A 12,372-nucleotide genomic window follows, 5' to 3' on the forward strand; every position below is an offset into this window, starting at 1 on the left:
TTGCTCACACTCTGCCTTTCACTCTCCCGCCACCAATGCATCCAACGCAACAAGAGCTTCCTGCTCAATTGCCTTTGCAACTACTTCAGTATGGGGATTATATTCATTACTCAAATCCGCATCTGCAAATCCATCAATAGCTAAGATTGCCCCCGTTTTCACCCCACGAATAGCTCCGATTGTAAATAATGCTGAATTTTCCATTTCTACTGCTAATACACCGGCTTGTTTGTAAAGCTCATGTGGAAAAGGAACAACCCCTGAGTAAAACACATCCAATGTTAATGTGATTCCTTCATGAGCCTTTTGCTGCCTTGCTGATGCAGCCTCCACTAATTTATCCACGATCTGATGATTTGCAATAGCAGGGAAGCCCTCAGGCACAAGCTGGCGTGTTAAGCCATCCATTCTGACTGCTGCTGTGCTGATCACTAGATGTCCCGGCTGAATGTCTTTTTGGTAAGATCCGGCTGTTCCAACACGAATGAGAACCTCCGCCCCGCCTTTTATTAATTCTTCAAAACAAACTGCCGCTCCCGGTGAACCAACGCCATGACTCACAACCGCCACTTCAACACCATTCCAGCTGCCTTTATAACTGTGATATTCACGATTTTTTGCAAGAGGCTGTCCATTATCTAGTAAGCCAGCCATTTGCTCCGCACGGCCAGGATCACCACAAACGATGATTCTTTTCGGTAATTCCTCAGGATTTATTTTTAAGTTAGGAAGCATATCAGTCATAATCTTTTCTCTCCCATTCATCCTCCGGAATCGATAAATCTTCACCGGAAAATCTCTCCTCTTTGAACGGGTCTCCGTTTATATGAAAGCCATTTTGTTCCCAGAATCCGGGTTGATTTTCATCGATAAATTCAATTCCTCTAATCCATTTCACACTTTTCCAGAAATACAGATGTGGAACAACGAGGCGCAACGGCCAACCATGTTTATCAGTTAACGGCTCATTTTCAAACGAATGGGCAAGCAAGACGTCATCCCGGTCAAGATCTGATAAAGCTACGTTTGCTGTATAATCTTGATCTGCATGCAGCATGACATATTTCCCTTTTGCTTCAAGACCTAACTCCTTCATGAAATCTTGAAATTTCACACCTGTAAATGTGTTATCAAAACGGGACCATCTCGTCACACAGTGGATGTCACTTGTAACCGATGATTGTTTCATCTTCATGATGTCGTCATACGAAAGAGTCACTTCTTTATTAACCGCTCCAAAGATTCGAAGTGTCCATTTAGCCATGTTATAGGTGGGGACATCTCCCTCGTGCAGTATTGGAAAACGCTCGGTTAGCACCTGACCAGGTGGGAGCCGCTTTGCTAGTTTTGGGTCAACTGCTGGTACTTTCATTCGTTTAATTCGATCTGCTTTTTTCATGTTTCCCTTCCTTTCTATCTATCTTCCGCTCTGTTGGTTACCTTGTTGTGATCCCATTCCACGATCTCTTAATAAGAACATAGCAATGATTGTGATGGCATACGGAAGCATTTGTGTGAATTGGGTTGGTAAAGAAAATCCTTGAAGTCTTATGCTCATCGCATCCATGAATCCGAATAATAAACTGGAACCAATAATCCCAATTGGGTGTGATTGACCTAGCATCGTCGCTACAAGTGCGATAAATCCGCGTCCTGCTGTCATACCTTCAGTAAACATCGTCACTTGCCCCAGTGAAAGCTGTGCACCTGCAAGTCCGCATAAAATACCGGACAAGGCGATAGCCATATATTGAAGCGAGCCTACTTTTAGCCCTAAACTCCTCGCCGCTACAGGGTTCATTCCAACAGATAATACCCGAAAACCCGTTACCGTTCTATATAAGAAAATATATAACAAGATGGCCATTAAAAATGATAAATAGACAAGTGGAGAATGTCCTGAAAATAAGGAACCGATGACTGGAATATCCTCAATAACCGGGATATCCCATTTCGGAAGTCCCTGCATGTTTTTATCATAATAAGCACCTTTCACATCGAATATTGTCCGAAGAGCAAAGGTGGTTAAACCAAGGGCTAAGAAGTTTATGGCTACACCGACAACGATATCATTTGCTTTCAGATTGATCGTCATAAATGCAAAAAGCATTGAAAACAACAATGACATGAATGCTGCAAATACGACAGCCAGAAATACACTACCTGTAACATGATTTCCTACGATAGCCGAGAAGGCGCCGATTAAGATTAACCCTTCCAGCCCAACATTGAATAATCCTACACGTGCACATAATGCTCCACCTAATGCAGCAAGGAGAATGGGTGTTACCATGCGAATGGTCGAGCTTAATAGTGTTAAATCAAATAGTTCCATTTGAACCACCCGCTTTCGATTTTCGTTTCCACCACTTCAACGTGATTTTTGCAGATATAAATAAGATTAGAACCGATTGAATAATACTGGAAACCTCAAGAGGAACCTGTGTATTTCGCTCCAGTCCCATTGCCCCTGTTTCAAGAGCAGCCAAAAAGATCGAGGTAACCGCTGTACCAATAGGATGAGAGTTTGCCAGAAGTGTTGCCATTAAACCCGTCCACGCTAATCCAGGTCCTGTTAGTGCACCATCAACAAAACGGTACTGTGTTCCCAATACCTCTACTGTACCGGCAAGCCCTGATAATGCTCCACTAATAAACATACTCGTCAGCATCACCTTGATTTTGTTCACACCACCATATGAAGCGAAAAACGGGTTAAATCCAAGCATTTTCACTTCATATCCTGCTGAAGTTGTCCGAAAAATGAGATACATAATAAGAGCAGCTGCAACCGCAATAACAAAGCCCCAATGAACACTCATTCCTTGAAACAACTTCGGCAGCCAAACACTTTGATCAAGCATAGCAGTTTGTGCAAGTGCCGCTGAACCTGTTTTATCTTGGAACGGGTCTGAAACTAAGTAGCTTGCAAATAACACAGCTATATAGTTTAAAAGCAAGGTAGAAATTAATAGTTGAACTTTAAATTTAGCTTCAAGCCAGCCTGCAAACAATGACCATAGTCCGCCAGCAATAATTCCAACGAGTAAAACAAGAATCATTTTTCCGATTCCACTGCCAGGGAAGTAGATACCTGCAAGGGCGGCACTTACAGCGCCCAGTACCATTTGTCCCTCAGCCCCAAGATTAAATACCCCTGCACGGAATGCCAGGGCAACACCTAATCCAATCAACATAATCGGAGTTGCTCTTGCCAAGGTTGATGTAAGGAAATAAAAGTTACCGAAAGCACCGTTCCACATCTCTTTATATGAAGCAAGTACAGGCTCACCAGCAATGCAAATGGCAATGGCTCCTGTTATCAACCCGATAAGAATGGCAATGAACGGCTGAAGTAACGGGCGAAGAAATGGTATGAGACTAGTTTTTACTTTCATGATGATTTCCTCCTGCCATTAAAACACTGATTGCTTCTTCTGTTGCGTTCTGACGATCCATTTCCCCGGCAATTTCTCCTTCATACATGACGAGAATGCGATCAGATAATGCCATGATTTCACTTAATTCTGAAGAGACGAGCAGAACAGCTTCTCCTTTATTACGCTTTTCAATAAGTGCTTCATGAATATACTCCATCGCACCAATATCCACACCACGAGTTGGTTCTGCTGCAATTAAAATTGGCGTTTCCTGACCAAGCTCTCTTGCAACGATAAGCTTTTGTAGATTACCGCCTGATAAATTTCCTGCCTTTTCCTCAAGCGAGCCTGCTTTGATTTCAAACTTCTCAATCCAGCTGTTAACCAGCTTTCGGAATGGAGCCTTTCTTAAAAAGGAATAAGATCGATATTGAGGTTTTTTGTGATATCCCATCAGACCTGTCTCTTCAACAGTCGCTTGTTTTGCTGCTCCCCATAAATAACGGTCCTCCGGAATATGGGACAACCCTGCATCGCGAATTGAAAGAACCGATTGATTTGTCATATCCTTTCCGTCTAAAAGAATGGATCCCTTTTTCACTGATCGCAATCCGGATATAACTTGGAGAAGCTCTGATTGACCATTTCCTGAAACACCGGCAATTCCAACAATTTCTCCGCGATTCACAGTCAAAGATATATCATCTAATAAAGGCTTGTTGTCTTTTTCCTGTACCGTGACATTTTTTATTTCAAGAATGGCTTCCCTATTCATTTGTACACGTTCAGTTAAATCATGGAGCTCACGCCCTACCATTAACTTTGCCAGCTCATCAACAGATGTTTGTTCTTTTGTTACATTCCCTGTGACTTTTCCGTTGCGAAGAACGGTTATAGAATCAGCAACTTCCATTACTTCACGAAGCTTATGTGTGATAAGGATAATGCTTTTTCCTTGATCAGCCAGCTGGCGAATTGTTTTCAGCAGACCTTTAACTTCAATAGGAGTTAGCACAGCAGAGGGCTCATCTAAAATAATGATATCAGCACCCTGATAAAGAACTTTTAAGATTTCAATCCGCTGCTGCTCTCCAATCGAGCAATTAGCTGTTTTCGCGTTCGGCCTAACTGGAATCTGATATGTTTCTACTAATTCTTGAACCAGCTCGGTTGCTTTTTTTCGATTAAAAAATCCTGCCTTCTTTGGTTCATGACCAATCACAATATTTTCAGCTGCAGTAAAATCAGGAAACAACATAAAATGCTGATGCACCATACCAATTCGATTTTTGATTGCATCTTTCGGATTAGCAAAAGTCACATGCTTGCCATCTATAAAAATTTCACCTGAGGTTGGCTGCTCCATTCCGTACAGCATTCTCATTAAAGTTGTTTTTCCAGCTCCATTTTCACCAACCACTGCATGGACCTCCCCAGCTTTAAGTGAAAGTGAAATGGAATCATTTGCAATAAAACTTCCGTACATCTTTGTCATATTTTTCATTTCTAACCGCTTCGTCATTTTTCAGCCTCCCTCCGATAAGCATTGGGAAACCGACTGCAAAAGTTTGTAGTCGGTTTCGGATGGTTAATTCTATTTAGTTCTCTAAAGGATTTTTAACTTCCAGCTTCCCACTGATAATATCTTCTTTTATTGCTGTTACTTGATCAATGACTTCTTGTCCGACAAAATCACTTAATGGTGTTTCACTCTCATGAGTAACATATGTTAACCCAACACCTTCTTCTTTTAAGCCGTAAGCAACAACACCCGGCTCATACGTACCTTCAGAAAAAGCCTTGATTGTTTCGTAAGCTACTGCATCTGTTCCTTTTAACTGAGAAAGAACGATGTGCTCCGGGTCCAGTTCTGTACGGTCAATATCTTGCCCAGCAGTATAGAACCCTTTTTCTTCTGCAGCTTCAAATACACCAAGGTCGCCAACAGCTGCCGCACCAGCGATAAAATCTGCACCTTTTGATGCTTGTAATAAAGCAAGCTCTTTTGCTTTAGCAGGGTCATCAAAGCTTCCTACAAAGTTCACAATATATTCCGCATCAGGATTTGTTGCTTTTAGGCCCTCTTCAAAGGCAACTGTCCATTTCTTCAATAGCGGAATATCCATAGCTGCTACCATACCAACTGTATTTGTTTTTGTTGACAGACCAGCTGCTGCACCTAAAAGGTATGCCGCTTCATGTTCTCTAAAATTTACGCTACGTACATTTGGTAAATCAACCGTTGTATCAATAATCGCAAATTGTTGATCAGGATTTTCTCCTGCCACTTTCTTTAACGCATCCTCTGATTCAAAAGAAGACGTAATAATTAAGTCATAGCCTTCTGCAACAGCTACACGTAAGTTTTCTTCAATTGCAGAATGGTCTGTTGATTCAATAGTTTTAAGCTCAAAACCAAATTCCTCAGCAGCTTCCTTAGCGCCATCGTCCATTTGCTGAAAGAAAGGGTTCACCCCAATTTTTTCCGGTAGAACAAGGGCAATTTTCTTTGCTTTTTCTTCTTTTTGATCGCCTGCTGAATTTGATGATTCATTTGCTCCACAACCAGCAAGCAGGAATGTGAATAATGCAATAAACATAAATAACTTTTTCACGTAAGACCCACCTCTATTTTCGTGTTTTTTTCATCTACTGACAAATATACACTAACTTATCAGTTAAATAAACACTAAATACAAACATTTTTATATTTTTCATTTAAAATGTTCGTATTTTACACAAAAATACCCTTCCTTTTAGGAGGAAGAGCATTTATCTAAATTTGTCGAAAAATTAAATTATTTCTTATTTTAAAGAAAAATGAAAATAATGCAAGATCTTTTTCTGAAATAATAATATTATTCACACTTTTATATATGGGCTGCAACGGAAAAACAATAAAGCATAATCAAAGTTATTTCTTTAACTTTAAGATATAATTGTATTGAATTGAACTTTTTTAGGGAGATGGTAAGCATGGCAAGAATCAATGAGTTGGTTTCAGGCTGGATGAGTCACCGCAAAGTACTACATGAATTACTTGATACATTTGAAGATCAACATCTTAGCTATAAGCCATGGGAAGAAGCTATGTCACTTTCACGGCTTGTCTTACATATTTCAGGTGCAATGGAAATGTTTGCTGATACTGTGATAAATGGAGAGTTCACTCCTCCAACAGGAACATCAAAAATCGAAACTATAAGCGAACTAAAAACATTCGTAGAAAATCAAACAAATCAGACAAAATCTAAGTTGGAATCTTTAACTGAAGATCAACTGGCTGCAATTGTTGAATTTGCCGGTATGAAGATGCCTGGCTTAGTCCTGCTTGAAAGCGGAAAAGATCACGAAATTCACCATAAAGGTCAACTATTCACATATGCCCGCTTACTTGGAGTTGAATCTTTGCCGTTCTTTGTTAGCCGGTCTTAAACAATAAAATGCCTGACATCATTTAAGGATGTCAGGCATTTATTAGTTTGTGTTCTCTTCCAGTCCTTTATAATAATTGACCAAAGCAATGATGGCACTTCCCATACGTTCTTCCTCCGGAACAACCATTCTTGTAATTCCAACTTCTCTTAATGCCTGTGCTGTTACTTTTCCGACGGAAACAGCCATTACATTTGTTGAAAATGCATCTAAGAGTTCCTTTTCCAGTCCATGTTCTTTTGCATAGGACATTAAAAATCTTGCCTGCGGCGTACTTGTGAAATTCACTGCATCTATTTTTCCAGCTAGTATTTCGCGAACGAGCTGTTCCATCACTTCTGGCTTTGGCGGGATGTGCTTATAAGGAAGGATTTCCCGATATTCTGCTTGCTGTTCTTCAAGAAAGTCTATTAAAAGGGGTGCTGGATCACCATGAAGCTGCAGAGCCACCCGACAGCCTTTTAAAGAGTGTCCACGTAGTTCTCTCACCAAACCGGCCGTACTTCCGTCATCATCTCTTACATCTGGTGTTACCCCCAGCTTTTTAAGAACATTAACAGTCTTATAGCCTCTTGCCGCAATTTTTGCATTTGATAATGCTTGGAGGAATTGTTCACCTAATTCCATGTTGGCAGCTGTTTGATAAAGCTTGTCTGTTCCAAGCCCTGTTGTAAAGATGAGCCAATCAAAGTTACCTTCTATGAGGGCATGAATTTCTTTTTCTACATTTGTATCGTCTAAAAAAACGGTTCCCTGTGCCGGACGAATTAATGCTTGCCCACCTAAATTTTCTACTAATTTACTTAACTCTTCAGATTTACGCTGACCTGCAAGGGCGATTGTTTTGCCATTTAGTCGCTTCATAACGTACCTCCGCTTATATTTTATTGCTCATATTGTATCACTTTTTTGAAAAGTTCGTTATTTAAATTGGCAGCAGTTTAATATGCGGGATTCTAAACCGGAGGATTTTCACTTTTGAGAGCTTTTTTAAGCTTAATTTTGAAAAAAACTACTAATTTTGCAAAGTCCACTTTTCCACTATAAACAAAAGAAGTTCGAAAAAATTCGAACCCCTCTCAATGATTAAAAGATAATTGTTTTATTTTCATGAACAAGAATTCGATCCTCTAAGTGCCATTTAACAGCTCTTGCCAGTACACTTCGTTCAACAGATCGTCCGATTTTCTTTAAACTGTCAACATTGTCACGGTGATCGACACGGCTAATATCTTGTTCAATAATCGGGCCTTCGTCCAGGTCATTTGTTACGTAATGGGATGTGGCACCTATTAATTTTACACCACGTCCATATGCACGTTCATATGGTCTTGCGCCGATAAACGCAGGTAAGAATGAGTGATGAATATTGATAATTTTATTTGGATTTGCTGACACAAACTTTGGCGTTAAAATTTGCATATAACGAGCTAAAATAATCAAATCAATATTGTGTTCTTTTAAAAGCTCTAACTGCTTTTCTTCCACTTGCTCACGAATATCCTTATTTGCCGGGATATAATAGAATGGAATGTTCAAAGGCTCTACAACTTCCCTTGCTTCCTCATGATTGCTTATAACCATGGCAATGTCTGCCATTAAGTCGCCGCTTTGCCATTCCCAAATTAGCTCTAATAAACAGTGTAGCTCTTTTGAGACGAAAATGGCCACCTTTTTCATATTGTACACATGAGTCAGTTTCCATTCCATCGAAAATTCTTTCGCGATGTCACCAAATTGATTTTCCATCTCAGACGCTTTTTCCTTCAGGTTTGGACATTCAAACTCAATCCGAATAAAAAATGTACCACCTTCCGGATTTGTCGAATACTGACTTGATTCAATAATATTCGCATTATGTGAGAATAAGAACTTAGAAATGGCAGATACAATACCAGGTTGGTCCGGACAGCTAACTAATAAACGTCCGCGATTCTGATTGTTATCCTGAAATTGTTGTATTGAATTTTTTATAAATGCATTCATTTTTTAAAATACCTCACTATTCATAATTAAAACATTATACATTAGACTTACCAATTATTTAAGATCAAATTTATCTTCATGGTCTGATAGTTTGTTTATTTCCTCTATTTTTCACCTTACGAATGATTTGATTCATCACTTCTGATAAAACCAACCCGATGGCAATTGAGCCTGAAATCATAAAGGCTTTAGCTGCAAGTGCTATTGCTTCATTATAATGATTTTCTACAACCTGCCGCATCGCATCATAGGCTAAACCACCCGGAACCAATGGAATGATTCCTGAAACATTAAAAATGATAACAGGTGTCTTATGCCTCTTCGCGTAAAATTGACTAATAATGGCAATGAAAAATGAAGCAATCAACGTAGAAACCACGCTATCATCCGAATATTCATACAGGCCGATATAAATCATCCAACCAATCATACCGACAAGCCCGGCCCGCAATAGAGCTTTTACAGGAGCATTAAAAATAATCCCAAATGCAGCTGATGCGACAAAGCTTGTGAACACCTGTTCAATCAAACAAAAACCCCCTTAAACATACGGAAGCGGCCCATTTGAGACTTCTTAATAAAACGAAAAGACAACCGCAACACCTGCTCCTATCGCAAATGCCGTTAAAAATGCCTCTGCACCTTTTGATATACCTGACACTAAATGGCCTGCCATTAAATCTCTAACAGCATTTGTGATTAATAGGCCCGGTACTAATGGCATCACGGAACCAATAATAATTTTATCAAGTTCTGTTCCTATATTAAGGACTACAAAAAAGACTGATAATAGGCCGATTAGTAATGAAGCCAGAAATTCTGCGAAAAATTTTATTTCAACAAGTTGATGAATATAGATCAAGCTTGAAAATCCAATACCTCCAGCCACAACAGCCGGTAAGAAGTCCGACCAAGTTCCTTGAAACATAATAAGAAAGCATCCGCTCGCAATAGATGCAGCGGCAATTTGTACCCAAATCGGATAAGCATGTGCATCAAGCTCAATTACTTTTAGCTGATCATATGCTTCTTCTACAGAGAGTTCTCCATTACTAATTTGCCTTGAGACTCCATTAACCTTTGCAACTTTTTGTAAATCTGTTGAACGATCCACAATTCTAACTAGCTGTGTCGGTGTTTTACTGCTTACAGAAAAAATAATTCCTGTTGGTGTGACATAGCTATGGGAATCTGCAATTCCAAAAGCTGCGGCAATTCTCATCATTGTATCTTCCACCCGATAGGTTTCTGCACCACTCCTGAGCATAATCTTACCCGCCAGCAAACACACCTCGATCACATCAAAGGTTTGGTTTTGGTTATTAGTCACCAGCTCCACCATCCCATTGTAAAATATCTAGTTAGAGTTTAATGAAGAATTCATTATTAAGCAAATCATTCAACATAAACAACTTGTTTATCGTCCTCACCAAATCCTTAACTATGAATAACGTAGGATAAATACCTATTTTTTAAGGTGGTGACTGGACCCATGCAAATACCTATGATTCTATCCGGTCCAATCCTTCGTCGAGTAGACAATAATCAAGTGACAATTTGGTTGGCAACTAGTGAACATGCCTCAATTACAGCAGAGATATTGAGCATTCACAAATCAGAAAAAGGCTTAAAATATGAGTCTTTGCCAGTCCAAACACAAACAAAAACGATACACTTAGGAAAAAAATTGTTTGTCCATTTAATTAATATAAGTCCAACTAAAAAAAATTTTCCTGTCGAAGAACTACTGGGCTATAACCTTTATCTAGAAAAAGACGCTCAAATGTATGACCTCGATAGCTTTCACTTATTAACCGCAAACCATCCAGATTCACTTGTTTATGAAGGATTAGACTATCCAACCTTTTATATTAGCACAAAAAAAGAGTCTCCTGTTCTATATGGTTCCTGTCGCAAAGCACACGGAAAAGGACAAGATGCCTTACCAAATGCTGATCAAACCCTTCAGCAACATCGATTTGATCTTAATTTACGGCCCAGCTCTCTTTTTATGCTTGGAGATCAAATATATGCAGATGATATTGCAGACCCACTTGTCCCATATCTTCACTCAATCGTACACGAAATAATGGGTAAAAATGAAGATCTTACTTTTGTTGAACCTAAACTTCAGCAATATATACATCACTTATACAAAATTCAAGGCAGACAAGAGATTATTGAAACATTATGTAACTTTACATCCTCACATGCACACAACCATCTGATTTCCTTCGGTGAGTATGCAGCGATGTACCTGCTAAGCTGGAGCCCCGTTCTTTGGAATTTATTTCATCATGAGCAGAATGGATACCTTGCAAATCATGATAAAGAACAGCTTCAGGAAAGATACGATGAACAACTGGAAGAACTTCACAATTTTTGCCGAAGCACATCAAAAGTAAGAAGAGTGCTGGCCAACATCCCATCCTATATGATTTTTGATGATCACGATATAACAGACGATTGGAACATCTCAACCGAATGGAACAAAAATGTATACGGAACGTCTCTTGGTAAACATATCATTTGCAATGGTTTAACAGCGTTTTGGGCATTTCAAGGTTGGGGAAATCAACCAGATACATTTCATGATGATTTTATCGAAACCATACAACAATATGTGAAAACATATCCGATTGGATCCCACCCCTATCAAAAGTGGCAGGATACACTATTATCTTTTGACTCATGGCATTTTATCGCACCGACAACACCTCTCACTCTTTGCTTAGATACTCGTACACTTCGAGAATATGATTATTCGCCAACAAAAGTTAAACTGCTGCATCTCATAAACGAGACTGTGAAGACACCCATATTAATTGGACAAAAGGGATGGACATTACTAGATCAATTGCTTAAAGATTCCAAATGGAAGAAAGGGGATATCCTTCGCATCGCATCACCTACACCTTTATACGGAGTTGATGTAATAGAGTCTTTTTTAAGAAAACAAGTGTATCCTTTTCAATACTTTGGAGCATCCGTTCAGTATCAATTAGATTTTGAGGCGTGGAAATACAATTTAACAGGTTTCTATTCTTTCCTTCACTTTTTATCAAAACATCAATTGAGAAAATGCATCATTTTATCAGGTGATGTTCATTATGCTTCAGCTGTAAAGGCAAATGTCATCCTGAATGGTGAAGAGCTTTCCATTTACCAAGTAACAAGCAGTCCGATGAAAAATATAAGTTTTGATTGGTTAACAGGCAGCATGATAAAACTGATTGTGCGACTTCACACTTTACGCAGAAATGAACCGATTCCGAAAAGGTTTGGCAAAAAAGATGGAGCATGGACTGAGTTAGAAAACTCAAATCACGATAACACCGTCACATACTGGGAAGAGGAAATGAGCTATCAGTCACTAGAACACGGAACTATTGTCGAAACACAAAATAACCTTGGGCTTCTTCAAGATAAAAAGACATCCCTACAAAATACTTTACTACTAAATACAGAGGGGCAACTCCATTTTGACCCATTTAGTGAATCATAGATCTTTCGGAAACATGTCAAAAACACCATGTAATATATATTGACACGATATGTTACACGTTTTAAA

Annotated in this window: 12 protein-coding genes; 2 read left to right on the forward strand and 10 right to left on the reverse strand. The window is 39.2% G+C overall.

What is annotated here, in order from left to right; genetic code table 11:
• Positions 1–18: 18 nt before the first annotated feature.
• The 6 genes from LC095_RS10025 to LC095_RS10050 all read right to left on the reverse strand — a co-directional run bounded on the left by LC095_RS10025 (position 19) and on the right by LC095_RS10050 (position 5,995).
• Complete coding sequence (locus LC095_RS10025) at positions 19–735, reverse strand: nucleoside phosphorylase (RefSeq protein ID WP_226528214.1); 717 nt, start codon at positions 733–735, stop codon at positions 19–21.
• 1 nt (position 736) lies between these two features.
• Positions 737–1,399 carry a sulfite oxidase-like oxidoreductase gene (locus tag LC095_RS10030; RefSeq protein ID WP_226528062.1) on the reverse strand — a complete coding sequence of 221 codons (663 nt, stop codon included), beginning with the start codon at positions 1,397–1,399 and terminating at the stop codon, positions 737–739.
• Between the two features lie 18 nt (positions 1,400–1,417).
• Positions 1,418–2,335 carry an ABC transporter permease gene (locus tag LC095_RS10035; RefSeq protein ID WP_226528063.1) on the reverse strand — a complete coding sequence of 306 codons (918 nt, stop codon included), beginning with the start codon at positions 2,333–2,335 and terminating at the stop codon, positions 1,418–1,420.
• A complete protein-coding gene (locus LC095_RS10040; RefSeq protein ID WP_226528064.1) occupies positions 2,322–3,398 on the reverse strand; it encodes an ABC transporter permease in 1,077 nt (358 codons plus the stop codon). The genes LC095_RS10035 and LC095_RS10040 overlap by 14 nt, the downstream gene beginning before the upstream one ends.
• Positions 3,382–4,902, reverse strand: a complete 1,521-nt coding sequence (locus LC095_RS10045; protein WP_226528065.1) for an ABC transporter ATP-binding protein — start codon at positions 4,900–4,902, stop codon at positions 3,382–3,384. Before LC095_RS10045 ends, LC095_RS10040 begins: the two co-directional genes overlap by 17 nt.
• A 76-nt stretch (positions 4,903–4,978) precedes the next feature.
• Positions 4,979–5,995, reverse strand: coding sequence for a BMP family ABC transporter substrate-binding protein (locus LC095_RS10050; RefSeq protein WP_226528066.1), 1,017 nt, complete (start codon positions 5,993–5,995; stop codon positions 4,979–4,981).
• Positions 5,996–6,356: 361 nt separating this feature from the next.
• On the opposite strand from LC095_RS10050, the gene LC095_RS10055 reads away from it, so the two are divergent.
• Positions 6,357–6,815 (forward strand): DinB family protein, encoded by a 459-nt coding sequence (locus tag LC095_RS10055; RefSeq protein ID WP_226528067.1) that lies wholly within the window; start codon positions 6,357–6,359, stop codon positions 6,813–6,815.
• 42 nt (positions 6,816–6,857) lie between these two features.
• On the opposite strand, the gene LC095_RS10060 is transcribed toward LC095_RS10055, so the two are convergent.
• The 4 genes from LC095_RS10060 to LC095_RS10075 all read right to left on the reverse strand — a co-directional run bounded on the left by LC095_RS10060 (position 6,858) and on the right by LC095_RS10075 (position 10,131).
• Entirely contained in the window at positions 6,858–7,679 is an 822-nt protein-coding gene (locus LC095_RS10060; protein ID WP_226528068.1) for a uroporphyrinogen-III synthase, read from the reverse strand.
• Positions 7,680–7,901: 222 nt separating this feature from the next.
• Positions 7,902–8,801: a formyltetrahydrofolate deformylase gene (gene purU, locus LC095_RS10065; protein WP_226528069.1), complete on the reverse strand. Its 900-nt coding sequence runs from the start codon at positions 8,799–8,801 to the stop codon at positions 7,902–7,904.
• 76 nt (positions 8,802–8,877) lie between these two features.
• Positions 8,878–9,330 (reverse strand): threonine/serine exporter family protein, encoded by a 453-nt coding sequence (locus LC095_RS10070; protein WP_226528070.1) that lies wholly within the window; start codon positions 9,328–9,330, stop codon positions 8,878–8,880.
• A 45-nt stretch (positions 9,331–9,375) separates the two neighbouring features.
• Positions 9,376–10,131, reverse strand: coding sequence for a threonine/serine exporter family protein (locus LC095_RS10075; protein ID WP_226528071.1), 756 nt, complete (start codon positions 10,129–10,131; stop codon positions 9,376–9,378).
• A 162-nt stretch (positions 10,132–10,293) separates the two neighbouring features.
• On the opposite strand from LC095_RS10075, the gene LC095_RS10080 reads away from it, so the two are divergent.
• Entirely contained in the window at positions 10,294–12,306 is a 2,013-nt protein-coding gene (locus tag LC095_RS10080) for a hypothetical protein (RefSeq protein ID WP_226528072.1), read from the forward strand.
• Positions 12,307–12,372: the final 66 nt, after the last annotated feature.

Origin of the sequence: Metabacillus niabensis, from assembly GCF_020524345.1 — a bacterium.
Classification (GTDB): domain Bacteria; phylum Bacillota; class Bacilli; order Bacillales; family Bacillaceae; genus Metabacillus; species Metabacillus niabensis_B.